Here is a 25,874-nt window from a genome sequence, read left to right as displayed (position 1 = left end):
TTTTGGCAGATAACAAAATGACAAATATTGCGGTTTACCGCAAAAAAACACATATAAATATCGGGATCATTATATTTGGTGCTGTTTTCATTTACCTGTTTGCAACGGTACTGATGTATCTGACCAATAAGCATGTTTCTGCTTATGAAGTAAGAGAGGGATCCATTGTAAAAGATAATACTTATACCGGATTTGTAATTCGTGAGGAGAGTACCATCACCGCAGACCGGGATGGCTACGTGAATTATTTTGCTCCGGAGGAGAGCAAAGTCGGTGCAAGAACCAGTGTTTATACATCATCTGCGAAGAAATTAAATCTAAATAACAGTACTTCCACTGAAACAAATGAACTGAGCAGTGAAGAAGAAGAGGCGATGCTTGTAAAGATTCAGAATTTCAGCGAGAATTTCAAAGAAGATTCTTTTCGGGATGTATATTCCGTAAAGGATTCTGTAAAATCCGTACTGGACAACAAATCCAGTCAGAATCGTCAGGCACAGTTGTCGGATATTCTGACTTCCAATACCGGAACCGTGAGTGTATATAAGGGAACGAAGGACGGCGTTGTTTTTTATTCTTATGACGGATATGAAAGCACGACGGCGAACCAGGTCACGGAGCAGATGATTTCCGGTAAATCTTATGAAAAAAAGATTTTATCCAATAACCAGTATGTAAAAGCGCAGAATCCGGTATACCGTCTTGTTACAGGAGATTCCTGGACAGTGATCATTCCGCTGGATTCCACAACTGCAGATTCTCTGAAAAAGCAGTCCATGGTCAAAGTGCGGTTTCTGAAAGATAATGAAACAGCTTCCGCAGGTCTCACGATCAAAGAGAAAGATGGAGGCTATCTTGCATATTTAAGTTTCCGGAATGGGATGATCCGTTATGCAGATGAACGATTCCTTGACCTGGAACTTATACTGGAAGACGAATCAGGACTTAAGATTCCAAAATCCTCTGTTGTTTCCAAAGATTTTTATGCAGTTCCGGAAGATTACCTGACACAGGGCGGCAACAGCAAGAGTACGGGCGTCCTGCTGGATAATGGATCGGAGAATGCGGAATTTCAGGTCGAAACGATTTATTACCGCGATTCGAAAAAGGGACTTGTTTATCTGAATCCAGCTGATTTTAAAGAAGGGGCTGTACTAATCAAGCCGGATTCTACACAGAAATATACATTAAGTGAGACAAAATCGCTGAAAGGCGTTTATAATATTAACAAAGGTTATGCTGTATTCAAACAGATCAATATTTTATGTAAGAGCGATGAATATTACATTGTGGAAGAGGGAAACGATTATGGTCTGTCTAATTATGACCATATTGCATTAGACGGTAAATCTGTTCAGGATAATGATATCGTCTTTGAATAAAGGAGGTACAACATGTTAAAAGAAAATCTGGAAAGCGTAGAAGAAAAAATTCAGGAAGCATGTAAAAAAAGTGGTCGTAACAGAGAGGATGTAACACTGATCGCGGTCAGTAAAACAAAACCTGTAGAGACACTTCAGGAAGCTTATGATCTTGGTGTCCGTGTCTTCGGAGAGAACAAAGTACAGGAACTGACAGAAAAATACGACTCACTTCCAAAAGATATACACTGGCATATGATCGGTCATCTGCAGCGCAATAAAGTCAAATATATTATTGATAAAGTAGATCTGATCCACTCTGTAGATTCCATCCGTCTTGCTGAGACAATTGACAAAGAAGCGCAGAAACATGATCTGATCGCAAACATTCTTGTAGAAGTCAATGTTGCAAAAGAAGAAAGCAAATTCGGACTTATGCCGGAAGAAGTAGACGGCTTCATTGATGAAATTGCAAACTTAAAACATATTCAGGTAAAAGGACTTATGACAATTGCTCCATTTGTAGAAAATCCAGAAAAAAATCGTACAGTTTTCGCTGATTTACGTAAATTATCTGTTGACATTGCAAAGAAAAACGTTGATAATGTTAATGTGAGTATACTTTCTATGGGTATGACGAATGATTATCAAGTAGCCGTAGAAGAGGGGGCAACAATGGTTCGTGTCGGAACAGGTATTTTCGGTGCGCGCAATTATGCTCAAGTATAAACGGAAGATAGGAGATTATTGAAAATGGGAGTATTAGATAAGTTTTTAGACATCATGAAGTTAAGCGATGACGAAGATTACGATGATGACTTTTATGATGATGAGTATGATGACGATTTTGAAGAAAAACCGAAAAAGAGCTTTTTCAAAAAAAATAATAAGGGAAAAGATTTTGATGATGAAGAAGCAGAAGAGGACTTTGATCTTCCGGAAAAATCTACAAAACCGGTTCATTCAAGCAATAAAGTTACTCCGATGCGTCAGCCTGCAAGAAGAAGCAATGTTAATATGGAAGTTTGTGTTATCAAACCAAATTCCGTAGAAGATGCACGCGAGATTACAGAGACACTTCTGAGTGGAAGAACTGTAATTCTGAATCTGGAAGGATTGGATCTGGAAGTGGCTCAGCGTATTATCGACTTTACTTCCGGAGCTGCGTTTGCAATCAGCGGTAATCTTCAGAAGATTTCAAATTACATATTCCTGGTAACACCGACAGATGTAGATATTTCCGGTGATCTTCAGGATCTTTTAAATACTTCTTTTGATGCTTCTTCCATGCGATCAAGATTTTAAGGATCTTTAACAGCAAAGCTATGAACAAAGAAGAACTTATGTTAAGAAAACGTCTGATTGAATTATCGAATCAGGCTTATCAGAGAGATATCGTAACATTTTCAGATTTTCTGAATCTGAATGAATTAAATATACTTCATACTACGCCAAAGGATCAGTTTCCGGTTGCCTACGAAACTTACGGTGGGTATGACACAGCAGAGCGTCAGATGGTTGCATTTCTACCTGATGCTCTTTGTTATGAATATTTTTATCCAATGAAAACAGTGATAATCGAACCGTTAAATCTGAATTTTTCAGAATCACTGACACATCGAGATTACCTTGGCGCTTTAATGAATCTTGGTATTGAAAGAAGCCGTATGGGCGATATTCTCATTGACGGCCAGAGAGCAATCGTATTTGTTAAACCGGAGATTGCTGACTTTATCGCCGATAATCTGACACGTATCCGTCACACTACAGTACAGACTAAGATTCAGGAACCAGGAGACATTTCCTATGAACCCAAATACCAACAGATAAAGGGGACGGTTCCGTCGGTAAGACTGGATACGATCCTTTCTGTGGCATATCCATTGTCCCGCAGCAAGCTGACCGCTTATATTCAAGCTGGGAAAGTATTTGTAAATGGAAAGCTTATCACAAGCAACGGATGCCATCTGAAAGAGGGAGATTTTATTTCCGTACGCGGGCTCGGCAGGATCATGTATGAAGAAACAATTGCTGCTACGAAAAAAGGGCGTTATATGGTAACTGTCAGAAAATATATTTAAAAGAAAAAGAGGAAAATTATGAAGAAAGAACAATCACGTCCGGTACATTATTTCATTGCAATTATCGCAGTTGCTGCCGGAGTTTTATTTGATCAGTGGACCAAATTGCTGGTACTTACGCATCTTAAAGGACACGATTCTTATATTGTTATAAAGAATGTATTTGAACTTGAATATCTTGAAAACAGAGGCGCTGCTTTTGGAATGCTGCAGGGCAAACAGTTTTTCTTTATTTTCTGTGTCGCTCTTATTGCGTTTTTTTCCATATATTTTTACAGGACAGTTCCGATGACGAAACATTTTTTGCCACTTCGTATCTGTGCGGTATTTATATTAGCAGGGGCGTTCGGTAATATGATCGATCGTGTGATCCGGCATTATGTAGTGGATTTCTTTTATTTTTCTCTCATTGATTTCCCTATATTTAATGTTGCTGATATTTATGTAACGGTTTCGGCATTTGGACTGATTATTTTATTATTATTTTATTATAAGGAGGAAGACCTTGAGCAGATCTTTCATAATCGAAAAGGAAAATAACGGGGCTCGGATTGACCGTTTTCTCGCTGATGCAGCACCGGAGCTTTCCCGATCACGGATTCAGAAGTTAATAAAAGATGCACATATTACTGTCAATGAGAAGCCTGTAAAATCCAATTACAGGCTTCTTACAGATGATGTAATATCTTTGTCCATTCCAGAGCTAAAAGAGCCGGATATCCTCCCTGAGGCACTTCCACTGGATATTCTGTATGAAGACAAGGATGTTATCGTTGTAAATAAACCAAAGGGGATGGTTGTCCATCCGGCTCCAGGCCATTATACAGGTACGCTGGTAAACGCATTGTTGTATCATTGCAAAGATCAGTTGTCCGGAATCAATGGTGATTTAAGACCTGGTATTGTCCATCGTATCGATATGGATACGACAGGCTCTCTGATCGTCTGTAAAAACGATCTGGCACACCAGAACCTGTCTGAACAGCTTAAAGAACACTCAATCCACCGGATTTATATTGCAATTGTACACGGCAATATAAAAGAAGACGAAGGCACCGTAAATGCTCCGATCGGCAGACATCCCATTGACCGGAAAAAAATGAGTACGCATGCAAAGCAAAGCAGGCATGCAGTAACACATTATAAAGTACTGGAGCGTTTCGGCAATTATACTTATATCCAATGTAAGCTGGAGACCGGACGTACACATCAAATCCGCGTGCATATGTCCAGTATCGGACATCCACTGTTAGGGGATCAGGTGTACGGACCGAAAAAATGTCCATTTCCAGGACTTACCGGTCAGACACTTCATGCAAAAACGCTTGGTTTCATTCATCCGCGCTCCGGTGAATATATTGAAGTAGATGCGCCAATTCCAGAGTATTTTAACAATCTTCTTGATATACTTAGAAAAAAAGCATAAATTATCTAAAAATTATATACATTTCACTTGAATTATTGTATAATAATAGATATACAGAGAACCTGTTATCTTCAGCTTCTCTTGTATACGCAGGTATAAAAAAGGAGCGTGATGGATATGGAAAAAACAAATACAATCATTACAATAGGAAGACAATTTGGAAGTGCCGGACGTGAGATCGGATATAAAGTTGCAAAAGATCTTGGAATTAAGCTGTACGATAAAGAAATGCTTGCAAGAGCGGCAAAAGAAAGTGGGCTCTGCGAAGAATTATTTGAGACACATGATGAGAAACCAACGAACAGTTTCCTTTATTCTCTTGTAATGGATACTTATTCTCTTGGATATTCATCCGGAAGTTATGCGGATATGCCAATCAACCATAAAGTATTTCTTGCACAGTTTGATGCGATCAAGAAGATTGCTTCTGAAGGACCGTGTATTCTTGTAGGAAGATGTGCAGATTACGCATTGGAAGATAATGAGAATTTGTTGAGTGTATTTATTCATGCCGATCTGGATGCAAGGATCCGCAGAATTGCCAGAATCTATGATCTGACAGATGCAAAAGCAAAAGATATGATCATGAAAACAGATAAAAAGCGTGCAAGCTATTATAATTACTACAGCAATAAGAAATGGGGATCTGCAGAAAGTTATCATATGAGCCTGGACAGCTCCGTGCTTGGTATCGATGGAACTGCAGAGGCTATTGAGAAACTTGTAGAACTGAAAGAACGCGACAGTAATAAGAAGCTGTAATATCGGAATTTAATTATAGAACCACGCGACTATCGCGTGGTTTTCTTAATACAAGAAAAAGAGAAAGCCGGTCAGCTCTCTCTTAATTTTACAGCAGAAGCGGCAAGACGACGCCGGTTTTCGTCAATTGCGGCATAATGCTTCTTTGTCGTATTTACATCTTTGTGTCCTAGAACATCCGCAACAAGATAAATATCACCGGTTTCTTTATAGAGCGCCGTACCATAAGTGCTGCGCAGCTTATGCGGTGTTATTTTTTTGTTCGGTGTCACCTGTCTGGCATATTTTTTCACCATATTTTCTATAGCTTGAACACCCATACGTGTGCGCCTAGTAGATAAAAAAAGTGCATTTTCATGACCGGAGAGAGGTGTGGCTGCTTTTCTGTCTCCACAGATGTAAGTATCCAATGCATTCGCAACCTCTGACCCAAAATAAACAACCATCTGATTACCACCTTTTCGTGTAACTGTAATTCCATTATTTTTAAAATCTACATCTGTAAGATCCAGTCCCACGCACTCTGAAACACGGATTCCAGTGCCAAGAAGCAATGTCAGGATTGCCAGATCACGATCTCTTGTTTTCCTGTAATATGTTAGTGATTGACCGGTTAAATGTTCGCCTGCATGTTCTACATAGTCAAGCAAGAGCGCTACCTCGTCCGTATCCAGACGAATAATCGCTTTTTCATGTAATTTGGGCATATCAACCAGCAATGTCGGATTTTTCTCAATCATCTGATGTTTGAAATAATACTGGTAAAAGCTACGCAGAGCTGACATCTTCCTGGAAAGCCCTTTTTCACTGTTCGTGATCCGTTCGCCTTCACGGTTATATACTTTCAAATATTCCATATATTCTTCGATATCTACCGGTTTTAAACGCTCCAGATCACTGACTTTAAACTGATCGATTGTGTAATTCTTATAAAACGAATTATTTTCCATCAGGAAATGAAAGAAAACCCGGATATCATATGCATAATTCATTCTTGTTTTTGCGGAAGATCTGGGCTCTATGGCACGAAAATAATCTTTGGCAAATGGCGGCAGCGTCTGCAGGATTTCTCTTAATCGTATCGTTTCGTCAATCTGAATCTGTTCGTGGTATGTTTTGGTCTGCATATATCTTGTGACTCCTTATTATACAATTTATTTACTTTATTTACTATTTGAACTTATTTACACAATATAGATATACTCAACTTAAAAGCTAACTAACATCAATATGAAAAGACTTAGTATCAAGATTAATTTTAATTGCCGTGTATTATATTGACAACTGTATTATACCATATTTTTGATTTTCGTGTCTATATCTTTTGGAAAAATCGGTATTTGTCGTATAGATATATTATGAACCATATTCTCTTTTTGATAACAAACTACGAGATATAATATTATGAATATGGAAAATAAAAACTTTTATTTTATAATAAGAGAAAAGATGGATGTTTGATACAGCAGGAAGGTCAGTTGATAGAGAATCACCTGACCTTCCTGCTAAAAAATATTATGAAGAGATTATGCGTTTATTCATAAATTAAATTATAATAAAATATTTTTTATCTGCGTCTCTTATTTTAATACCTGTTTGTATACTCTGTAGAAGTTCTTATAAGCAATCTTTTCAAGATCTTCATCACTGTAGCCTTTTTTCTTCAATGTCTCAATGAAGTTCCACGCATCTGCTGCAGATAACAGGCCTTTTGTTCCAAGCGGATTCTCGTCCGGTGCACCATTCTTAGAAAGTGCATCTGAACTCAGATAATCTTCAAAATCAAATCCGCATCCAACATGATCAATACCTACCAGATTGACGATATAATCTACATGTTCTGCCAGACCTTCTACGGACTGTTTTGCTTTATCAGGACTGATAAATGCATCCAGACGGTTCATTCCCATTACACCGCCGGTTGCAGCTAAAGCTTTGATCATTTCATCACTTAAGTTTCGTCCATGTGCAGATAATGCTCTTGCGTTACTGTGGGATGCAATAACCGGATGTCCGTCTGATAATTCAATAATATCCCAGAAACCTTTGTCATTCAGATGAGAAACATCCAGAACAATACCAAGTTCATTCATACGTTTGATTGCTTCTTTCCCTTTTGGAGTTAAGCCTCTGTTCTTGTCTCCCGGCCATCCGGAACCAAGAGCATTCTCTTCATTCCATGTTACCATGATATCACGTACACCAAATTCGTCATAATAATAATTGATCTGATCAATATCTTCGCCTATGTAAGATAAACCTTCCAGTCCCATCAATACATTAATCTTACCCTCCGCTGTACCTTTCTCAAAATCCTCATACTTTTTAACGATATTCAGAATATCTTTTGAGTCTTCAATCTCCTGACGTACGGCAGCTTCAATTTGTTTGATACGTTTCTTTGGATCTTCATCATATGGTGGATCAATCCACATTACAAACGTACCACCAAAAACATTACCTTTTTTGAACTTATCCAAATGGTACTTCCTGAAAATATCGCGTTCTCCTTTCAGACTGTGAATTGTAACATCTGACCAGATATCCCCATGTGCATCAAAAAGTTGTTTTTTCATTGTAACATTCCTCCTCTTTTATATTAACGTCTTTTTTCATTGACGTTTTGTATATTTATAATCTCTATATCCGTATTGAAATTCTAAATTCATTATACATCTTTTTGCGAAAATAAACAACATTTTGAAAAATTAAAATAAAAAAGAACAAATTCAGATAACGAAATACCATTATCAAAATCTGTTCTTTTGGTGAGTATAATATATATAAGATAGGGTTTCCCTTATATATCAAAATAGATTACTAATTATTAATCCTTTGAAATCCACGGGATTAATAACTTACAAGACTTGCAACTGACAACTTTCTCAAGATGCTATGACAATTAAACATCCTTACCTGATTACTGGAAATTCGCCTCATAATATGATACTGTCAAATACTGTCCTGCATGAATATCATCCGAATCCAGATGATTCATCTGCTTTAATTCATCTATATAATCGTAAATGGAATCATAGTCCTGACTCATATATTCTTTTGCAATGCTCCATAAACTGTCTCCTCTGGAAACTTCAATGCTCTTGTAGTACTTATATTCAACAGATTCCTTCGCTGCGTTATCATGTGCTGATACAAGCCGGCTTCCACCGACAATACTACCGGTTAATACAATACCTGCCAGTGCAAGCGTAATACATATTTTTTTCAAAAACACTTCTCTTCTTCTCTTTACTGTTCTATGATTACTTCCCTTACGCATAACTGATTCCCCCTCTGTACAGTTTCGAATATATGTTCCTGAACATTTGTTCTAAATGCATTATACAAAACAAATGTTCGGTTGTCAATAGATTTATTTCAAATAATCGAACATATTTTCTAAACATTTGTTTGCTTTTTAAATATCTCTATGATAAAATATTTTTAGGTATTAGAAAGTTCCTGACATATAACGAACTACAGGTATCACTGCGGAGGATTTTGCTTTGATATCTTATATAATATATTATAGAATACGGAGGCAATGACATATGGCACAGGGAAAGATAAGCGCAAAACAACAGGAGATTCTGGATTACATTAAGTCACAGATTCTGGAACGTGGTTTTCCACCTGCCGTTCGTGATATCTGCGAGGCTGTTCATTTAAAATCTACTTCTTCTGTACACTCCCACTTAGAAACACTGGAGAAGAACGGATATATCCGCCGTGATTCGACAAAGCCTCGTGCGATTGAGATTTTAGATGAAGCATTTAACTTTACAAGACGTGAGATGGTCAACGTCCCGATCGTAGGGCGTGTCGCAGCCGGAGAACCACTTCTCGCAGAACAGAATATTGAAGAATACTTTCCTATCCCAATGGAATTTATGCCGAATAAGCAAACATTTCTTCTAAAAGTCTGTGGTGAAAGTATGATTAATGCCGGAATTCTGAATGGGGATTATGTTCTTGCTCAGGAAGAGAATACTGCACACAACGGTGATATGGTTGTTGCTATGATTGAAGATGGTGCTACAGTTAAAACCTTTTATAAAGAGGAAGGTGTCATTCGTCTGCAGCCGGAGAATGATTTTATGGATCCAATCATTGTTCCGGACTGTACGATCTTAGGTAAAGTTATCGGTGTGTTCCGCTTTATGCGCTAAGATTAATAATTTTATCATTGATTCGCTGGCGGTTGGAGGCTGCATCTGTACGAGTGCATGCATTTATTTTAAGCGTCGTCATAACAAAAAAGCCTGCAAGCGCTGACTTTAACAGACGCACTTGCAGGCCTTTTATCATTTCTATTTTTTATTCTATAATTATTTTCACAAACGCCTTTTAAATCCTTTAAAAGAATTGTTATTTTACATCTCTACCTCTGTCCCATCGCTCCAGGTGCGCTCCAGATTGTAGAAAGAACGGTTCTCTTTATCAAATACATGTACGATAATATCACCATAATCCAGCAGTACCCAAGTTCCGCTTCTATTTCCTTCTGTCTGCTTTGGATGATGACCGACTCTTGCCAGTTTTTCCTGTACATTTTCGACCAGTGCCTTCACCTGACTGTCACTGGTACCGTTTGTGATGATAAAGTAATCAGCAATTACAGATATCTGTGAGATATCGATTACTTTGATCGCCTCGCCTTTTTTTTCGTCAAGTGCTTCATAAGCGATTTTAGCCATGTCTAATGCCTGATCCATCGTCAACTCTCCTTTCCGAGTTTTTCTTTATAATATAAATATGTCTTTTCCGTCATTGGATCCAGTGGAAGATTCCGGCTGTTTAAATATACCAGCGAATCTTTTAAAATTCTGTAGAGACATTCATCAAGATCCTGAAATGCCATTTTCCGCACATCCGCCATATTCGGCAATTCCCTGCGCCCAGGCTCAATGTAGTCGGCAATATACAAAATCTTATCCAGACGGGACATATGCGGTCTTCCTGTCGTATGACAGGCAATTGCATCTACAATCTCCCGATTCTCAACATGATAATTTCTGGCAGCCAGAAAGGCGCCCAGTTTCGCATGGAGGAGACTTGGATTCTTCATCTCTACTTCAGATATGCTCAGGTGATATTTGTCACAGAGACGGATCTTGGTTTCTGAAGGAATGCATTTGGCGCAATCATGCAGGAGTCCAGCAAGCAATGCCTTCTCAATATCTTCGCCATGGCACATAGCGAGCGATGAAGCTGTATACATAACGCCCAATGTATGTTCATAACGGTCTGTGTCCAGTTCTGACTTTAATTTTTTGCGTATTTTACGTACTTTATGATTCATACAAACCTTCCTTTGCAATAAATGCTTCCACTTCCGCAGGAACAAGCCCGGTAATAGACTCTCCTGCTCTTATCTTTGCACGCAATTCGTGAGAAGATATTGCAATCAGCGGAGACTGTAAAAGCTTGATACGTGCATGGTATTTATCATTCAGGTAAGAAATATGTTCCAGCATTGTCTGTCTGGTATTCCACTCATCCCTGTAAGCAGCCAGCACGTGGCAGACCGCAAGCAACCGCTCTGTATGCACCCATTTTTCAATATCACGAAGAGAGTCCGCACCAATAATAAAATAAAATTCATCTTCCGGATATACTGCATGAAAATATTCCAGTGTCTCATACGAATAGGAGACTTCTTTTCTTTTTAGTTCATAATCCTGTAATTCAAATGATTTGTGATCTTTGATAGCCAGTGCCACCATCTTTGCACGCATATCTGTGTCTGATCCTATAGAATCCAATGCCTTGTGCGGAGGACGTCCGTTTGGCATAAACCATATAACGTCCAGACCGAACTGATCTCTTGCCGTATCTCCGAGCATTAAATGTCCGTTATGGATCGGATCAAACGTACCACCCATAATACCTATTTTCATGGTTGCCTCTCTCCTGCTTACTTTGTTCCGCTGTTTTTCAATTTCACTATGGAAGCTGTATTTTTTTGTTTTTATCTTTTCCTTCTTTGTAAAGGACTATCTTCTTGCCGATCACCTGTACAACCTGGGAGCGTGTACGCTCAGCAAGCAGTGACGCCAGTTCTTTCGGATCATCTGCACAGTTTTTCAGCACACTGATCTTAATTAGTTCGCGTGCTTCCAAAGCTTCAGCAATTGCTTTTGTAAATTCCGGTGTCATGCTGTTTTTCCCGACCTGGAAGATCGGATCCATTGTCATGGCAAGACTTTTTAAATAAGCTCTCTGTTTCGTTGTCATGCTTTCTCTCCTATTTTGTTATCATTTATTTATAATAATCAAACTGCAATCCATACATTCTTACTGTATCACCTTCCTGGATACCGGCTTCTTCCAGTTCATCTAAAATACCGGTGTCTTTCAGGAATTTCTGGAAGAATGCAAATCCCTTCTCAGAATCCAGGTTTGTATAACCAAGCATCTTCTCAATCTTTGGTCCTTCTACAACATATACATTGTCTTCCTTTTCAACGGTATATGGAAGATCGATATATAAAAGTTCTTCCTCAGGGAAATATTCCTGTTCAAATACAATCGGTGTATCATCCAGCTTGGCAATTTCGCCGGATACATAATATAAAAGCTCTGAAATACCGACTCCGGTTGCACCTGAGATTGGAAATACACGAATTCCTTTTGGTTCAAATTCGGCCTTTAATCTTGCAACCGGATCTTCGTCTTCGCTGTATATCAAATCCGTCTTATTTGCAGCAATAACCTGCGGACGGGCTGCAATCTCAGGATTGTAAGCTTCAAGTTCGGCATTGATCTTATGAATATCATCAACCGGATCACGTCCTTCACTTCCGGCAGCGTCTACTACATGGATCATCATCTTTGTTCTCTCGATGTGGCGAAGGAATTCATGTCCAAGACCGACTCCTTCAGAAGCGCCTTCGATCAATCCTGGAATATCTGCGATTACAAAACCGCTTGCTCCTTCCAGATCGACAACACCAAGATTTGGATTTAGTGTTGTGAAATGATAATTTGCAATTTTCGGTTGCGCATTTGTTACTCTGGATAACAATGTAGATTTGCCTACATTTGGAAATCCGACAAGTCCCACATCAGCAATTACTTTCAGCTCCAGATTCACCCAGAGCTCCTGTGCAGGCTGACCAGGCTGTGCATACTTTGGAATCTGCATTGTAGCTGTTGCAAAATGCTGATTTCCCAGACCGCCTTTGCCACCTTTTAAAACAATCTGTCTGCGATTATCTCCGGACATATCTGCGATTACTTTTCCGGACTCAGACTCTTTGATCACAGTACCTTCCGGTACTCTTAAAATGATATCTTCAGCATCTTTTCCATGGCAGCGTCTCTTGCCGCCCTGTTCTCCGTCTTTTGCTGAAAATTTTTTGCGATGTCTGAAATCCTGAAGTGTGTTAAGACCTTCATCAACTTCAAAGATGACATCGCCACCGCGGCCGCCATCACCGCCATCCGGACCGCCGTTCGGGACATAGAGCTCCCGGCGGAAGCTGACATGTCCGTCTCCGCCTTTTCCTGATCTGATAAATATCTTTGCTCTGTCTGCAAACATAAATCTTTCTCCTTAAATATATAAAAACCTGTCTAATCGGTTACAATGCAATTTTCTGTTATTTAAAAAGAGTGCTGCCTCATAACTGTGATCAGTTATATCGCAACACTCTCCTCTGATTCTTAATTATTGAGCAACTGGATAGATAGAAACCTGTTTCTTATCTCTTCCTTTTCTCTCAAATTTAACTACACCATCAACAAGTGCGAATAATGTATCATCACCACCGCGTCCAACGTTAACACCTGGGTGAATCTTTGTTCCGCGCTGTCTGTAAAGGATGTTACCAGCTTTTACAAACTGTCCGTCAGCTCTCTTGGCGCCAAGTCTTTTAGACTCAGAATCTCTACCGTTCTTTGTAGAACCAACACCTTTCTTATGAGCGAAAAACTGAAGGTTTAATTTCATCATGGTTGTTACACCTCCTCGAATGTTAGATCAATATATTGTGCATAGTCTTCATCATGTGACATCTCTGTCAATCCGAGAACCATCGACTTAAGAAGAAGTTCCGCATCCGCAGACACTTTTCCGTCAATCCGGTAGGAAATGTATCCTTCCGTCTGTTCTGCCTCAAGTATTGCACGATCACCTGTAAACTGATCAATCGCATTTATTGTATTAATCGTGAGAACCGACGCTGCTGCACAGACAATGTCCTGTCCCTCCGGTGCATATCCTGCATGACCTGATGTCTGAAAACCGATGTATTCTTTTGCTGAATTCACATATACTGTTACATGAAACATGGATATTCTCCAATATTAAGCATTGATTTTTTCAATCTTTACTGCTGTGTACTGCTGTCTGTGACCATTTTTCTTGTGGTATCCTGTTTTTCTCTTGTACTTGTAAACGATTACTTTTTTAGCTTTTCCGTTTTCAACTACAGAAGCTTCAACAGTTGCACCTTCAATTGTAGGATTACCGATCTTTAATCCGTTGTCACTTACTGCAAGCACCTGGTCAAATGTAAAAGTCTCTCCGGCTTCTACACCAAGCTTTTCTACTTTAATGATATCGCCTTCGGCTACTTTGTACTGTTTACCACCTGTTGCTATAATTGCGTACATATGGCACCTCCTATTATCATTACTCGCCAATTACGGTGTCTGTCACATGAATTATGGCAGAACTTCAACCTCATTGTGCGGCATACTATTGTATATTAGCACATGTTTCCCTGAAAATCAAGCAGTTTACAAGCATTTTTATAAAAAATCTTATTTTTTTCTTCCTGTGTAAGTTTAGAATCATTTAACAGATGTACAAATGCCCCCTGATCCCGCCACGGAACATCGGTTCCGAAAAGGATCTTATCAGCACCGTGATTACGCACGATCCGAAGAAACTGATCTTCTTTTATCACATCAAGTACCACGGCAGTGTCCAAATATACATCTTTTCCGACCAGGTATTTTTCTACATCATCCCACATCTCATTGCCGCCGAGATGGGCAAGGACAAGGTTCACAGGGTGAACCTCATCTATAACTTCTGCAGCCATCTCCGGTGTACAGTGAACGTCATCCGGGCATTTCGGGTCAAGTCCCGCATGGACGACAATGATAAGTCCAAGCTCTGTGGCATAATCTACCAGTCTTTTATAACGGATATCATTAAAATACATGTCCTGATAATCCGGATGTAATTTGATCCCTTTAAGTCCCAGTTCTTTTATATGCCGGAGTTCTTCTCGGTAATGTTCTGTCGCCGGATGGATGCCTCCGAAAGAGATGACATTTCCTTCCTGATGTGCAGCGGCAAATGTATTGACCGAATCAAACTGAGAAGGCTTTGTCATAGCCGGAAGTGCAATACTTAAGTCTACACCACCCTTTTTCGCAGACTCTGAAAGTCCCGTGTATGTTCCATCTGTCTGCGGTGGTATCTGACAGACCTCTGCCAGAAATGTAATCGTTTTGTCAGCGATCTTATCTGGAAACATATGTGTATGAAAATCAATTACCATTTTTTTCATACTCCTGTACCTTGTCGTAACAATATTTGATAATATCACGTCTTGTGATCATTCCGATAAAATGTTCCTGATCATCCACAACCGGCACAAAGTTCTGCTCCATTGCACGTCCGATCAGGTCTTCCATCTTAGATTCGGCATTGACACACTGGTAATCATTCCTTCTGTCAATTTTCATGATACTGATATTCTCAGCATCTTTAAGATTCAATAGTTTTAATTTTTTGACAGCCCACAAAAGATCACCTTCTGTGATACTGCCGACATATTTTCCCTCTTTATTCAAAATCGGGACACATGTATATCTGTAGTGTTCCATAATTTCCAAAGCCTGTCTGAGTGTATGATAATCATAAATAAATGCAAGTTCACTCTTTGGCTTCAGGAAAAATAAAATATTCATCTTTTGAACAGCCTCCTAAATTTGTGTAGTTACAAAAATATCATAAATTGCTTTGATCGCACCTTCAAAATCATGGTTGCTGACACCAATGATAATATTCAGCTCACTGGAACCCTGGTCGATCATACGGACGTTAATATTTGCATGTGCAAGCGCAGAGAAAATACGTCCGGAAGTACCTCTGGTTGCTCTCATTCCACGTCCTACAACTGCGATCAGTGCAAGGTCAGATTCCAGTTCCAGATAATCCGGTTCCACTTCTCTGTGAATGCCTGCGATCACTTTCTGCTCTTTTTCTTCAAATTCTTCCTGGTGAACAAAAATTGTCATCGTATCAATTCCGGATGGCATATGTTCGATAGAAACATGGTTCTCTTCAAAAACTTCCAACACTTTACGGCAGAACCCAACCTGAGAGTTCATCATCGCTTTCTCCACAGTTACAGAAGCGAAATCCTTCTTACCTGCAATACCGGTAATAACAAAACGTGGTTTCTGACATGTTGCTTCCACAATCAGAGTTCCTTTATCCTCCGGTGCATTCGTATTGCGGATATTGATCGGGATACCTTCCTTGCGCACCGGGAAAATGGCATCTTCGTGAAGAACCGTAGCGCCCATATAGGACAGCTCACGAAGTTCGCGGTATGTGATCACATCGATCGGTTTCGGATTCGGAATGATTCTTGGATCCGTAATCAGGAATCCGGATACATCTGTCCAGTTTTCATACATCTCTGCATGAACCGCTTTTGCAACGATAGATCCGGTAATATCCGATCCACCACGGGAAAATGTTTTCACACTTCCATCCGGTTCAGAACCGTAAAATCCCGGAATTACCGCACGTTCTATATCTGCAAGTTTTGCAGTCAACACCTCATCGGTCTTTTCTGCATCAAAATTACCTTCTTCATCAAAGAAAACAACTTCGGCTGCGTCAATGAATGTATATCCGAGATATTCAGCCATAATCTTACCATTCAGAAATTCACCGCGGGATGCCGCATAATCTCTTCCAATCTTGGCAAGAAAATTCTTACGGATGATCTTGAAATCTTCCTCCAGCGAAATTTTAAGTCCAAGTCCGTCAATAATTGACTGATAACGTGCTTTGATCGCAGTCAGAAGATTCTCAAAATTCTCCATGTGTTCTTCTTTTTCTTCGTCGTCATATGCAAGGATTGCCTGTCCATAACAACTGTACAGCATATCCGTTACTTTTGTATCGTCAGAGGTACGTTTTCCCGGCGCAGACGGAATCACATAACGTCTGCTGGAATCTTTTCTGATGATCGCACCGACTTTTTCAAACTGTTCGGCGCTTGCCAGTGAACTTCCTCCGAATTTAACAACTTTAATTAACATTTTTGTATTCCTCCAGGTTGCCTTTTCTTTTGCTGCTACTATATTACCTTATTTTCCCATCATCTGCAATGGAATATCTGTATGAAACAGGATGCCCTGTATGCCGAATTTCTCGGCAGCTTCCACATTCGCGACACGGTCATCAAAAAATACTGTATGTTTTGGATCTATGTTATATCGGTCTAATAATATCTGATAAATCTTTGAATCCGGTTTCATACATTTTTCTTGCCATGAAAACACACCGCCGTAAAAACTCTTTAAAAACGCAAGCTTTTCTTCTGACTGACGGAACATTTCATCCGAATAATTAGACAGATAATAAAGCTTCATTCCTTTTTCGCGAAAATATGCAAACCATTCTTCAATAAAAGGAAATGGTACGATAGATGCTCCGAATCCAGCAAAGGTTGTCCGTATCTCTTTCTCATACGCCGGATCATTTTCTATAAAAAGTTCCAGCCATTCTTCGGTTGTTACCAGACCGGAATCTCCTGCATCCCAGTCTTTATTACAAAACATAGCATCCGCCACATGCTTGGTCGTCTCTTCTGAAAATCCTAATGATTCCAGATATTCTTTCCACGCAAAATAAATTAATACATTTCCAATATCAAAAATAACTGTATTGGTATTCTCCCTTAATTCAGGTATCATTTTTTCTTCCTTCTCTTCTTGATTGTACTTTGTTTCCAAAAACTGTATACGGAAATATTTCCCATATATCCGCAGATTTTTAATGATCGCGGATAACGTCTGCAAACTGTGCTTTTGCTGCCTTCTTAAGATCCGCCGGAGCAAGTTTTAACTGCATTCCTAATTTACCGCCACTGACATGCATCTGCGTAAGTTCTTCCGCATCTTTTTGTATGACTGTCGGAAACTGTTTTTTCATTCCAATTGCCGTACAGCCGCCACGCACATATCCGGTTACTTTTGTCAGATTTTTTAAATGCAGCATCTCCAGCGATTTCTCACCGACCGCTTTTGCTGCCTTCTTAAAATCAATCTCTGCTTCGATTGGAATGACAAACACATAATGTTCACCGCTCTTGCCGGTCGTCACAAGCGTCTTGTATACAAGCGCATGGTCATATCCAAGTTTATCTGCAGTTTCAATACCATCCGTGAAGTCTTCACATTCATAAGTTTCATATTCATAAGGAATCTTCATGCGGTCCAGCATACGCATGGCATTTGTCTTTAATTCCTTCTTGCTCATAAGAAGTTCACTCCTTTATATCATTCATGTTTATATCTGTATAAGCACACATATTTAAGTGGTTACAATGTCTTTTCCCAGGTCTTCCAACGAAATGAAATCGTTTTTTGTTGTTCCACCTGCTGATTCCGGATTCTTCGCATATACTTCCAGGCGGTGGAAATGAAGCGGTACTTCCTCCGGATTTTCACCGATGAAGCGCAGGAACGCTTCCATTACGAGATCCGGTTTCAAATTCTGCTCACTACCTGTTGCAAGGAACAGAAAAATGCCGTCATCCTCTGCATGCATATCGTAAATCATCGGTTTGATATCGACTTCTTTCTCACTTCGTTTTGTTTTCTTCCATACGATGATCTGCGGTTCTTTCATAAATGCACACACACTGTCTTTCCATTTTGCCGAAAGTACTCTTATATCTTCCGCATGTTGAAAAGTCTGTGGCTGAGTCACTTTGTAATCTGCCGCAGCTACGATCGTCATACCGCTCGCTTTTTTATCCGAAGAGATCTCACGGAAACCGGTAACTTCAATTCCCTCGACCATCACAGCATTTAACTGTGCAACTGCCTGCTCTGAGGCGATTGCTTCTGTCAACTCAATATCAAAATATTCTCCGTCACTTGTCACACCGACACCAAGTGGCTGCGCAAACGACATGATCATATGTGGGCTGTATCCACTCGTAAATGCAATCGGGATCTCTGCCCTGCGGATCGCTTTCTGAAAGAAACGCATCACATCCAGGTGTCCAATAAAACGCATTACTCCATATTTACGGAATTTAATTCTTGCTTTCAATACAGACACCTCCTTTCCATTTTGCCACACCACAACCGGAACATTTCATCCGGCAATTCGGTGTAACTTCTGCGTTCATTGCATGATTCCATTCCCGTTTCAGAAAATCTTTCGTCACGCCAATGTCTATGAAATCCCACGGGAACACTTCATCAAGTGAACGCTCTCTGTGATTATAAAATGCAATATCCAGTCCTGTATTTTCAAACGCTTGCATCCATTTATTATTATCAAACTGATCGCTCCAGGAATCATACAGACATCCCAGACGATAAGCTTCTTCGATAACTGCGGAAGTCTTACGGTCTCCTCTGGCAAAAACACCTTCCAATACCGTTACTTCTGCATCATGCCAGTTATATTTCAGACTCTTCCGGTTCAACTGATCGTTAAATGCGTGTTTTACAATCGCAGCTCTGGAGATGTATTCTTCATTCGTATACATTCTCGCCCACTGGAACGGAGTAAACGGTTTCGGTATAAAGAACGATGTACTTGTCGTAATCTGGCATTTTCCGTTCCGCTGATCCTTCGGGATCTCGTAATAACGTCTTGCAATTTTATCTGCCAGCTCTGGAATAGCACGCATATCATCTTCGGTCTCTGTCGGTAATCCCAGCATGAAATAAAGTTTTACCTTATTCCAGCCTCCTTCAAAAGCCTGTCCTGCGCCATCTAAAATAATCTCCTCTGTCAGTCCTTTGTTGATGACATCACGCATACGCTGGGACCCAGCCTCCGGCGCAAATGTCAGGCTGCTCTTGCGGATATCCTGCACCTGTCCCATCACATCCAGCGAAAATGCATCTATTCGAAGCGATGGCAGACTGATATTAATTCCCTTGGACTTAAACTCATCAATCAGAAATGTGACCAGCTCTTTTAAATGACTATAATCACTGGAACTTAAAGAACTTAGAGAGATTTCTTCGTGTCCTGTATTTTTCAGCATCTTATATGCATAATCTTTTAAAACTTCTACGTCTTTTTCTCTTGTCGGGCGATATAGCATTCCTGCCTGGCAGAAGCGGCAGCCACGGATACAACCGCGCTGGATCTCCAGTACAACACGATCCTGTGTTGCTTTAATAAAAGGTACTACCGGTTTTTCCGGATATGGCGCACTGGACATATCCATTACAACCTGCTTCTTAATATTCTCTTTTGCATGAACATTGTTCGGTGTAAAAGAGAGGATGGTACCATCTTCCTTATATTCTACATCATAAAAAGACGGAATGTATATTCCTTCTACTTCTGCAGCCATCTCAAGGAAATCCCATCTGGAGCCTCCTGCTGCTTTATTCTTCTTGTAAAGATCCAGTAATTCATCATAAACGGTTTCGCCTTCACCCATATAAAACAGGTCAAAGAAATCTGCCAGTGGCTCCGGATTGTACGTGCATGGACCACCACCGATCACGATCGGATCTTCTTCTGTTCTGTCTTTTGTTTTTATCGGGATCCCGGACAGATCCAGAATCTGTAAAATGTTCGTATAACACATCTCATACTGGATCGTAATGCCTAAGAAATCAAAATTTTTGATCGGATCCTGCGATTCCAGCGCAAACAACGGAATCTTCTTCTCGCGCATAACCGCATCCAGATCTGTCCACGGTGAATAAACTCTCTCACACCAGACATCCTCTCTGCGGTTAAACATATCATAGAGAATCTGGATTCCAAGATGTGACATTCCAATCTCGTACACATCCGGGAAACACATGGCAAACCGGATATCGACTTTCGTCTTATCTTTCATGACCGAATTCACTTCGTTTCCGATATAGCGCGCCGGCTTCTCGATCTTCATCAATATATCATCAGTTAATGCTAATTTTCTCATGGTTACTCCTTGGTTTTTAAATGTTCTCTTTGCATACACTCGTTTAATTGTACCACAAATTGAACACATTGGTAAATAGGAAGTATTTTTTCCCAAATCACTTCATAACCTGTCACCGGCAGCTTTCACTGGTTATTATGGTAACCTAAAAAGGGCTCCCTCAAAAGGGAGCCTTCGAATTGCATGTTTTTAAATTTTTTTATTATCCAATTGTCCGTTTAACAAGATTCTGGAAATTAACTCTGGCAATCTTATCCATCTCTTCTTTGGTCATTCCCATCTTCTCGAAACAGCTAAAGAGATTCGGAATCTCTGAAGCATCCTTCATACCGTGTGCTGCCGGGCTGGAATCTTCTGTCATAGTTCCCATCGCCTCATCATTGATAAACTCAAAGAAATCAAATCCACAGCCAACATGATCGATGCCCATTACATTGATCATATGATCTGCATGTCTTGCAAGATTCTCAACGGTCTGTTCCGGTCCTCTCGGATCAATGAAGTCTTTGAAAGAATTAAGTCCGACAACACCGTCTACATCACGGATGGCACGAAGCTGATCATCTGTCAGGTTACGCGGCACATCACAGAGCGCACGGCAGTTTGAATGAGAAGCAATGATTGGCTTCGTAGCAAGCTTCATGCAGTCCCAGAAACCAGCTTCATTCAGATGTGACATATCAAGGATCATGCCCTTATCCTGTACTTTTCTGGCAGCTTTCTTACCTGTTTCCGTAAGTCCGTAGGATTCGCCGGAGTTTGCGCCTGCGCCAAGTGCATTTGCTTCATTCCACGTAAGGATTGCATGCCTGCAGCCAAAATCATAATATTCATCGATCTTAGAAATATCTTCCCCGATTGCTGCGAGTCCTTCAATTCCATGAAATACATAAATCTTGCCATCAGCTTTCGCCTGCATCATCTCTGCGTAGTTATGTACAATACGGATTTCATCACATTCCTCAGCCTCCGCTTTTGCACATTGCATAATCTCTTTTGTTCTCTTTACATAATCTACATCATACGGCGGATCTACCCAGATTACAAAAATGCTTCCTTCTACGCCGCCTTTTCTAAGCCTTTCCAGATGACGTCTGCGTAATACATCGGTTTCGCCCTTTAATCTACGTGCGGTTACATCACACCAAATATCCGAATGTGCGTCAAAATACATAATCTACCATCCTTTCTTACATTGTCTAATCCATTCTGCTTTCAGTTCCGACATTTATAAAATCCCATTTTTATAATCGGCGCGTCCCCTTTTACGGGAACGCGCCGTTTACCAGTCGCTTTCAATATATTATGTAATTCTTATGCTCCTAAGAGAACTCCAATCATAGTTCCAAGGTAGTTACCGATTACATATCCGAGAGTACCTACTAACATTGCAGGTCCAACCAGACGGCTCCATCCCTGTGAAATAGCCATACCGGCAGCTGTTGTCGGTCCACCGATATTTGCATTGGAGGCAATAATCGCATCTTCCAAATCGCATTTGAAGATCTTTGCTCCGATGAAACAGAATAACATGTTTACACAAACCATGATAGCTGTAAGTACAAGAAGCAGAGGTGACTTTGTAACTACTGTGATAATGTTTGCTGGAACACCGATTACAAACAGGAATAAGTAGATTAAAAAAGTACCAATCTCCTGTGATCCATGCAGATTCTCTTCTACCTGTTTATGGAAGAATGTTGCAACGATTACTGAGAATGTTGTGATCCATACATACTGGCTTCCGAAGAATTTACCGATGAAATCCATAAATCCAGTTGCATTCTCACCAACAGCTCCGCTGATCGTTCCAGCGATAAACTGTGAAACCCATACGATTGTTACAGAATATGCAACATTGTAAGCGATATCCTTCAAAGAGATATCTTTACGGCTCCAAAATGCTGCAGCCTGTGTCTGAGCAGCGTCTTTTGAAATTCCCGCTTCTACTTCGTCAATATGTGGATGTGCGAAGTGTGAACGGAAGAATTTCATACCTGCAAATGCAATCAATACGAAGAAATATGCAGCCATCAAAAGGTTATCTGCAACTGTTGCTGCCGCTGTTAAATCTTCACCTGCCGCATACTGTGATGCCATTGCTGCAAAGTTTACACCACCACCGATATAAGAACCGGTCATCATACTTGCTACTTTTGCGAGTCCGCTTGCATCACCGAATGGTCCACGCAGTGCAAAGAATGCAATAATTGCACCACATACTGTACCAACTGCACCGATCAGGAATACGATCAACATCTTACCGGTATCTCTCCATACACGGGAAAGGTTACACTGAAGAAGCAATAACGGAATACCCATTGGTACGATCATACCCCAGACAATATCGTCATACAGTACACTGTGAATAGGAATGATACTTAAGTTTGCAAGTACCATTGCAATGATCAGTGCCAGGATCGCACCGGAAACTTTCGATGCCCAATTGTACTTTTGCTCTAAGTAGATAGAAAAAGCAACACCAAGACACATGATTGCGAGTAATGCCCATGTATCTTCTGCTGCGATGAGCGATTCCCGCCCGACTAGATTTTGAAATACTGAACTTAACATAGAATACCCTCCTTCGTTCTCATTGTTTCACGACTGTTATAGATGAACCTTATATATTCATCTGATTTATCCCTATTATACATACATTTTTCAACAATAACAATAGTTTATTGAAATTTTGGTCAATATGCTGAAAAATATTTTCAATTCACTGTAGCATTGTGAAAGCTGTTTGATATTATCTTATTTGTATAAAAATTAGATAGTTTTTTCATCTTTTCCACAATTCATACACTTTAAGTTGATCTATTTTAATTTGATTGTACATAAAAAAAACACCTTTTTGTATATTTTGCAAAAAGGTGTTTTAAATCGTATATGCAAATGAATAAAATCTGTACCTTAGTCTTTGGTAAAATCCCCAAAAATTCTTCACTATTTGACATAACAAAATATGACATTTAGTATGCCTGCCAGTAGCATGACTATAATCGGGTTCCATTTTTTCCAGCATAATAATATCAGACAAATCAGAAAAATTACGAAAAGCGGTATATTTATACCAGTGACAGACAGTACACTGCCTGCTTCCAAGAAAGCATTTTTTAAAATACTGACTCCTGCGGAGGCAATTAGTGCGACTACTGCCGGGCGCAGGGATTTCAAAACTCCCTGCAACAAATCTAATTTCCGGTATTTTAAGTATAGTTTCGCAATAGCTGTCACAATAATACAGGACGGAAGGATATTCCCAAGTGTTGCTGCAAGCGCTCCCGGCACTCCTGCTACTTTAATTCCGACAAATGTTGCCGAATTGATGGCGATCGGTCCGGGTGTCATCTGTGATAATGTAATAAGATCTGTAAATTCTTTAACATCCAGCCATCTGTGCGCATCGACGATTTGGCTCTGAATAAGCGGAAGCGCTGCATAACCACCGCCAAAGCTGAATAATCCAACCTGAAGGAAACTAAGGAAAAGCTGGATATAAATCATTTCCGCACCTTCCTTTCAAGCATAGTCCGTATGACACCAAGGATTCCGCATCCGAGAATAATCCAGACGATATTAATTTCCCCGCTGCATGCAAGAAGAAATGAAAGAATCAGAACAAGCACGGATATCACATCTTTCTCCTTTATAACCGAACATCCCATTCCAAAAGTAACAGAAGCAATTACAGCTCCCACACCCGCCTGCATACCTTCCAGCATCCGTGCAACCAGAAGGTTGGAGCGGAATGCCTGATAGCAGACAGATAATATCGATATAATGACAAAAGGAGGGATAACTGTTCCGAAAATAGCAACGAATGCGCCTAGAATTCCTGCCAGTTTATATCCGACAACAATCGCGCCGTTGACAGCAATTGCCCCCGGCGCTGACTGGGCGATTGCCACAAGATCCAGCATCTCCTCCTCATCGATCCAGTGTCTGGCATCGACAAAATCTTTTTTCATTAATGACACAATGACATATCCACCTCCAAAGGTGAATGTGCTTAAATATAAAGTTGATAAAAATAAAGTCCGAAGTATTTTACTATTCTTTTTTTTCATTGTATTATCCTACTCTTCGTCTGTAGACTCTATTTCACCATCAAATCCGGCATCTCGAATCATCTGCATTGTGGCATCAATCCCCTGACCGTCTGCGGTCAGATATCCGGATGCGAAAATCGAATCAACAACTTTGAAAAGCGTCGGCTCTATTCCTTTAAAATATACTTCTCTTCCGGCCGCACAACGGATATCAGAAGTCGGGATCATAAGTCTTGCAAGGCATAAAACTTTCATGCAGTATTCTGGTGTAAGTCCGGAAATATCCCTGTCTGCAAGTCGTGTCCCCGGAATCGGAAGCAGGAAATTGATTGGTACAGATTCCGGATGAATTTCACGAAGATCCAGAAGCATGTCCACAACATCTTCTTTTCTCTCTCCCATTCCGATAATACCACCGCTGCAGATCTCAAAGCCGATATCCTGAAGCATATGTATATTTGCCACACGCTGCTCGTAAGTGTGCGTCGTACAAATCTCCGGGTAAAATCTCCGGCTGCTGTTCAGATTATGATTGATCCTGTCCAGTCCGGCATCTTTTAAAAGTCTCGCCTGCTTCTCCGTCAGAAATCCAATAGAACAGCAGATCTGCGTTCCTTTCTTCTTCATTTCCCGGATACGTTCTGCAAGATCTTCAATCTCTGCATCTGAAAACTGAATTCCGCTCAGACCGATACAGTGTCTTGCCAGATGCTTGTCATCTACCAGATCGTTATCCCCGTAAAGTTTTTCATCCGAAACACGACGATATTTTTCAATGGCCGCATGCGACTCGCAGGACTGTGCACAATATGCACAGTTCTGCGAACAGTTTCCGCTGCGGACATTAGTCAGAAGCTGTACGCTTACTTTCTTGCCTTTATACTTTGTACGGAGCGCATAGGCACATGCGATCAGATCATCCATGTCTTCCTTTGGAAGATTTAAAATTTTAATTGCTTCCTCTCTCGTAAGTCTCTTTGTCTCATCCCAGTGTTTCAACCATTCTTTCATAGAAACAT

31 protein-coding genes are annotated in these 25,874 nt (G+C 40.2%); 8 read left to right on the top strand and 23 right to left on the bottom strand.

Annotated features, from left to right (window positions below; genetic code table 11):
* Window positions 1–2: 2 nt before the first annotated feature.
* From DW152_RS02425 to DW152_RS02395, 7 genes are all read left to right on the top strand, one after another.
* Window positions 3–1,382, top strand: coding sequence for an HlyD family efflux transporter periplasmic adaptor subunit (locus tag DW152_RS02425; RefSeq protein WP_118287873.1), 1,380 nt, complete (start codon window positions 3–5; stop codon window positions 1,380–1,382).
* 12 nt (window positions 1,383–1,394) lie between these two features.
* Window positions 1,395–2,090, top strand: coding sequence for a YggS family pyridoxal phosphate-dependent enzyme (locus tag DW152_RS02420; RefSeq protein ID WP_021860987.1), 696 nt, complete (start codon window positions 1,395–1,397; stop codon window positions 2,088–2,090).
* A gap of 24 nt (window positions 2,091–2,114) precedes the next feature.
* Entirely contained in the window at window positions 2,115–2,666 is a 552-nt protein-coding gene (locus DW152_RS02415; RefSeq protein ID WP_021860986.1) for a cell division protein SepF, read from the top strand.
* 20 nt (window positions 2,667–2,686) lie between these two features.
* Entirely contained in the window at window positions 2,687–3,442 is a 756-nt protein-coding gene (locus DW152_RS02410; RefSeq protein ID WP_118287872.1) for a YlmH family RNA-binding protein, read from the top strand.
* A gap of 18 nt (window positions 3,443–3,460) precedes the next feature.
* Window positions 3,461–3,982 (top strand): signal peptidase II, encoded by a 522-nt coding sequence (gene lspA, locus DW152_RS02405; protein ID WP_118287871.1) that lies wholly within the window; start codon window positions 3,461–3,463, stop codon window positions 3,980–3,982.
* On the top strand, window positions 3,948–4,868 hold the full coding sequence (locus DW152_RS02400; protein WP_118287870.1) for an RluA family pseudouridine synthase: 921 nt from the start codon (window positions 3,948–3,950) through the stop codon (window positions 4,866–4,868). Before lspA ends, DW152_RS02400 begins: the two co-directional genes overlap by 35 nt.
* 117 nt (window positions 4,869–4,985) lie before the next feature.
* Window positions 4,986–5,630: a cytidylate kinase-like family protein gene (locus DW152_RS02395; protein WP_021860982.1), complete on the top strand. Its 645-nt coding sequence runs from the start codon at window positions 4,986–4,988 to the stop codon at window positions 5,628–5,630.
* A 71-nt stretch (window positions 5,631–5,701) separates the two neighbouring features.
* On the opposite strand, the gene DW152_RS02390 is transcribed toward DW152_RS02395, so the two are convergent.
* The 3 genes from DW152_RS02390 to DW152_RS02380 all read right to left on the bottom strand — a co-directional run bounded on the left by DW152_RS02390 (window position 5,702) and on the right by DW152_RS02380 (window position 8,910).
* On the bottom strand, window positions 5,702–6,757 hold the full coding sequence (locus DW152_RS02390; RefSeq protein ID WP_021860981.1) for a tyrosine-type recombinase/integrase: 1,056 nt from the start codon (window positions 6,755–6,757) through the stop codon (window positions 5,702–5,704).
* Between the two features lie 453 nt (window positions 6,758–7,210).
* Window positions 7,211–8,206, bottom strand: a complete 996-nt coding sequence (locus DW152_RS02385) for a dipeptidase (RefSeq protein WP_021860980.1) — start codon at window positions 8,204–8,206, stop codon at window positions 7,211–7,213.
* Window positions 8,207–8,550: 344 nt separating this feature from the next.
* Window positions 8,551–8,910 carry a LysM peptidoglycan-binding domain-containing protein gene (locus DW152_RS02380; RefSeq protein ID WP_021860979.1) on the bottom strand — a complete coding sequence of 120 codons (360 nt, stop codon included), beginning with the start codon at window positions 8,908–8,910 and terminating at the stop codon, window positions 8,551–8,553.
* Window positions 8,911–9,181: 271 nt separating this feature from the next.
* Here DW152_RS02380 and lexA point away from each other — a divergent pair, with 271 nt between their 5' ends.
* Window positions 9,182–9,799, top strand: coding sequence for a transcriptional repressor LexA (gene lexA / locus DW152_RS02375; protein WP_021860978.1), 618 nt, complete (start codon window positions 9,182–9,184; stop codon window positions 9,797–9,799).
* A 204-nt stretch (window positions 9,800–10,003) separates the two neighbouring features.
* Here the strand turns inward: lexA and rsfS are convergent, their stop codons facing one another.
* From rsfS to bioB, 20 genes are all read right to left on the bottom strand, one after another.
* A complete protein-coding gene (gene rsfS / locus DW152_RS02370) occupies window positions 10,004–10,345 on the bottom strand; it encodes a ribosome silencing factor (RefSeq protein WP_021860977.1) in 342 nt (113 codons plus the stop codon).
* Window positions 10,346–10,347: 2 nt separating this feature from the next.
* Window positions 10,348–10,932, bottom strand: a complete 585-nt coding sequence (gene yqeK, locus DW152_RS02365) for a bis(5'-nucleosyl)-tetraphosphatase (symmetrical) YqeK (protein WP_021860976.1) — start codon at window positions 10,930–10,932, stop codon at window positions 10,348–10,350.
* Complete coding sequence (gene nadD / locus DW152_RS02360) at window positions 10,922–11,530, bottom strand: nicotinate-nucleotide adenylyltransferase (RefSeq protein WP_118287869.1); 609 nt, start codon at window positions 11,528–11,530, stop codon at window positions 10,922–10,924. The genes yqeK and nadD overlap by 11 nt, the downstream gene beginning before the upstream one ends.
* Window positions 11,531–11,576: 46 nt before the next feature.
* A complete protein-coding gene (yhbY, locus tag DW152_RS02355; protein ID WP_021860974.1) occupies window positions 11,577–11,867 on the bottom strand; it encodes a ribosome assembly RNA-binding protein YhbY in 291 nt (96 codons plus the stop codon).
* Window positions 11,868–11,892: 25 nt separating this feature from the next.
* Window positions 11,893–13,176, bottom strand: coding sequence for a GTPase ObgE (obgE, locus tag DW152_RS02350; protein WP_021860973.1), 1,284 nt, complete (start codon window positions 13,174–13,176; stop codon window positions 11,893–11,895).
* A gap of 126 nt (window positions 13,177–13,302) precedes the next feature.
* Window positions 13,303–13,587, bottom strand: a complete 285-nt coding sequence (gene rpmA, locus DW152_RS02345; RefSeq protein ID WP_021860972.1) for a 50S ribosomal protein L27 — start codon at window positions 13,585–13,587, stop codon at window positions 13,303–13,305.
* Window positions 13,588–13,592: 5 nt separating this feature from the next.
* A complete protein-coding gene (locus DW152_RS02340; protein WP_021860971.1) occupies window positions 13,593–13,925 on the bottom strand; it encodes a ribosomal-processing cysteine protease Prp in 333 nt (110 codons plus the stop codon).
* Between the two features lie 15 nt (window positions 13,926–13,940).
* Entirely contained in the window at window positions 13,941–14,249 is a 309-nt protein-coding gene (gene rplU, locus DW152_RS02335; protein WP_118287868.1) for a 50S ribosomal protein L21, read from the bottom strand.
* 95 nt (window positions 14,250–14,344) lie between these two features.
* Window positions 14,345–15,148, bottom strand: coding sequence for an amidohydrolase family protein (locus tag DW152_RS02330; RefSeq protein WP_021860969.1), 804 nt, complete (start codon window positions 15,146–15,148; stop codon window positions 14,345–14,347).
* Entirely contained in the window at window positions 15,138–15,560 is a 423-nt protein-coding gene (locus DW152_RS02325) for a CBS domain-containing protein (RefSeq protein WP_021860968.1), read from the bottom strand. Before DW152_RS02325 ends, DW152_RS02330 begins: the two co-directional genes overlap by 11 nt.
* A gap of 15 nt (window positions 15,561–15,575) precedes the next feature.
* Window positions 15,576–16,928, bottom strand: a complete 1,353-nt coding sequence (locus DW152_RS02320; protein ID WP_021860967.1) for an aspartate kinase — start codon at window positions 16,926–16,928, stop codon at window positions 15,576–15,578.
* Between the two features lie 48 nt (window positions 16,929–16,976).
* Complete coding sequence (locus DW152_RS02315; protein WP_021860966.1) at window positions 16,977–17,585, bottom strand: HAD-IA family hydrolase; 609 nt, start codon at window positions 17,583–17,585, stop codon at window positions 16,977–16,979.
* A gap of 79 nt (window positions 17,586–17,664) precedes the next feature.
* A complete protein-coding gene (ybaK, locus tag DW152_RS02310) occupies window positions 17,665–18,150 on the bottom strand; it encodes a Cys-tRNA(Pro) deacylase (protein ID WP_021860965.1) in 486 nt (161 codons plus the stop codon).
* Between the two features lie 54 nt (window positions 18,151–18,204).
* Entirely contained in the window at window positions 18,205–18,951 is a 747-nt protein-coding gene (locus DW152_RS02305) for a TIGR03936 family radical SAM-associated protein (protein WP_021860964.1), read from the bottom strand.
* Window positions 18,935–20,800: a TIGR03960 family B12-binding radical SAM protein gene (locus tag DW152_RS02300; RefSeq protein ID WP_021860963.1), complete on the bottom strand. Its 1,866-nt coding sequence runs from the start codon at window positions 20,798–20,800 to the stop codon at window positions 18,935–18,937. Before DW152_RS02300 ends, DW152_RS02305 begins: the two co-directional genes overlap by 17 nt.
* Window positions 20,801–21,002: 202 nt before the next feature.
* Window positions 21,003–21,974 (bottom strand): dipeptidase, encoded by a 972-nt coding sequence (locus DW152_RS02295; RefSeq protein ID WP_021860962.1) that lies wholly within the window; start codon window positions 21,972–21,974, stop codon window positions 21,003–21,005.
* Window positions 21,975–22,114: 140 nt separating this feature from the next.
* Entirely contained in the window at window positions 22,115–23,374 is a 1,260-nt protein-coding gene (locus tag DW152_RS02290; RefSeq protein WP_021860961.1) for a DUF819 family protein, read from the bottom strand.
* A gap of 375 nt (window positions 23,375–23,749) precedes the next feature.
* Window positions 23,750–24,310 carry a chromate transporter gene (locus DW152_RS02285; protein WP_021860960.1) on the bottom strand — a complete coding sequence of 187 codons (561 nt, stop codon included), beginning with the start codon at window positions 24,308–24,310 and terminating at the stop codon, window positions 23,750–23,752.
* Entirely contained in the window at window positions 24,307–24,873 is a 567-nt protein-coding gene (locus tag DW152_RS02280; protein WP_021860959.1) for a chromate transporter, read from the bottom strand. The genes DW152_RS02285 and DW152_RS02280 overlap by 4 nt, the downstream gene beginning before the upstream one ends.
* A 9-nt stretch (window positions 24,874–24,882) precedes the next feature.
* Window positions 24,883–25,866 carry a biotin synthase BioB gene (bioB, locus tag DW152_RS02275; protein WP_021860958.1) on the bottom strand — a complete coding sequence of 328 codons (984 nt, stop codon included), beginning with the start codon at window positions 25,864–25,866 and terminating at the stop codon, window positions 24,883–24,885.
* Window positions 25,867–25,874 lie beyond the last annotated feature (8 nt).

This window comes from Dorea sp. AM13-35 (assembly GCF_003473885.1).
Lineage (GTDB): Bacteria > Bacillota > Clostridia > Lachnospirales > Lachnospiraceae > Dorea_D > Dorea_D hominis.
Note: the sequence above shows the minus strand (reverse complement) of the source record. Positions and strands in the feature narration are given on the sequence as shown.

Excerpts from the sequence above, each read along its gene's own strand:
- DW152_RS02295 (WP_021860962.1), bottom strand. The coding sequence starts at position 21,974 with ATGTATTTTGACGCACATTCGGATATTTGGTGTGATGTAACCGCACGT.
- DW152_RS02415 (WP_021860986.1), top strand. The coding sequence starts at position 2,115 with ATGGGAGTATTAGATAAGTTTTTAGACATCATGAAGTTAAGCGATGAC.
- obgE (WP_021860973.1), bottom strand. The coding sequence starts at position 13,176 with ATGTTTGCAGACAGAGCAAAGATATTTATCAGATCAGGAAAAGGCGGA.
- lexA (WP_021860978.1), top strand. The coding sequence starts at position 9,182 with ATGGCACAGGGAAAGATAAGCGCAAAACAACAGGAGATTCTGGATTAC.
- DW152_RS02290 (WP_021860961.1), bottom strand. The coding sequence starts at position 23,374 with ATGTTAAGTTCAGTATTTCAAAATCTAGTCGGGCGGGAATCGCTCATC.
- nadD (WP_118287869.1), bottom strand. The coding sequence starts at position 11,530 with ATGAAAATAGGTATTATGGGTGGTACGTTTGATCCGATCCATAACGGA.
- DW152_RS02315 (WP_021860966.1), bottom strand. The coding sequence starts at position 17,585 with ATGATACCTGAATTAAGGGAGAATACCAATACAGTTATTTTTGATATT.
- rsfS (WP_021860977.1), bottom strand. The coding sequence starts at position 10,345 with ATGGATCAGGCATTAGACATGGCTAAAATCGCTTATGAAGCACTTGAC.
- DW152_RS02280 (WP_021860959.1), bottom strand. The coding sequence starts at position 24,873 with ATGAAAAAAAAGAATAGTAAAATACTTCGGACTTTATTTTTATCAACT.
- DW152_RS02285 (WP_021860960.1), bottom strand. The coding sequence starts at position 24,310 with ATGATTTATATCCAGCTTTTCCTTAGTTTCCTTCAGGTTGGATTATTC.
- bioB (WP_021860958.1), bottom strand. The coding sequence starts at position 25,866 with ATGAAAGAATGGTTGAAACACTGGGATGAGACAAAGAGACTTACGAGA.
- yhbY (WP_021860974.1), bottom strand. The coding sequence starts at position 11,867 with ATGACAACGAAACAGAGAGCTTATTTAAAAAGTCTTGCCATGACAATG.
- rplU (WP_118287868.1), bottom strand. The coding sequence starts at position 14,249 with ATGTACGCAATTATAGCAACAGGTGGTAAACAGTACAAAGTAGCCGAA.
- DW152_RS02380 (WP_021860979.1), bottom strand. The coding sequence starts at position 8,910 with ATGCGTAAGGGAAGTAATCATAGAACAGTAAAGAGAAGAAGAGAAGTG.
- ybaK (WP_021860965.1), bottom strand. The coding sequence starts at position 18,150 with ATGAGCAAGAAGGAATTAAAGACAAATGCCATGCGTATGCTGGACCGC.
- DW152_RS02390 (WP_021860981.1), bottom strand. The coding sequence starts at position 6,757 with ATGCAGACCAAAACATACCACGAACAGATTCAGATTGACGAAACGATA.
- DW152_RS02385 (WP_021860980.1), bottom strand. The coding sequence starts at position 8,206 with ATGAAAAAACAACTTTTTGATGCACATGGGGATATCTGGTCAGATGTT.
- DW152_RS02300 (WP_021860963.1), bottom strand. The coding sequence starts at position 20,800 with ATGAGAAAATTAGCATTAACTGATGATATATTGATGAAGATCGAGAAG.
- DW152_RS02410 (WP_118287872.1), top strand. The coding sequence starts at position 2,687 with ATGAACAAAGAAGAACTTATGTTAAGAAAACGTCTGATTGAATTATCG.
- DW152_RS02340 (WP_021860971.1), bottom strand. The coding sequence starts at position 13,925 with ATGTTTCATGTAACAGTATATGTGAATTCAGCAAAAGAATACATCGGT.
- DW152_RS02330 (WP_021860969.1), bottom strand. The coding sequence starts at position 15,148 with ATGGTAATTGATTTTCATACACATATGTTTCCAGATAAGATCGCTGAC.
- lspA (WP_118287871.1), top strand. The coding sequence starts at position 3,461 with ATGAAGAAAGAACAATCACGTCCGGTACATTATTTCATTGCAATTATC.
- rpmA (WP_021860972.1), bottom strand. The coding sequence starts at position 13,587 with ATGATGAAATTAAACCTTCAGTTTTTCGCTCATAAGAAAGGTGTTGGT.
- yqeK (WP_021860976.1), bottom strand. The coding sequence starts at position 10,932 with ATGAATCATAAAGTACGTAAAATACGCAAAAAATTAAAGTCAGAACTG.
- DW152_RS02325 (WP_021860968.1), bottom strand. The coding sequence starts at position 15,560 with ATGAATATTTTATTTTTCCTGAAGCCAAAGAGTGAACTTGCATTTATT.
- DW152_RS02320 (WP_021860967.1), bottom strand. The coding sequence starts at position 16,928 with ATGTTAATTAAAGTTGTTAAATTCGGAGGAAGTTCACTGGCAAGCGCC.
- DW152_RS02395 (WP_021860982.1), top strand. The coding sequence starts at position 4,986 with ATGGAAAAAACAAATACAATCATTACAATAGGAAGACAATTTGGAAGT.
- DW152_RS02420 (WP_021860987.1), top strand. The coding sequence starts at position 1,395 with ATGTTAAAAGAAAATCTGGAAAGCGTAGAAGAAAAAATTCAGGAAGCA.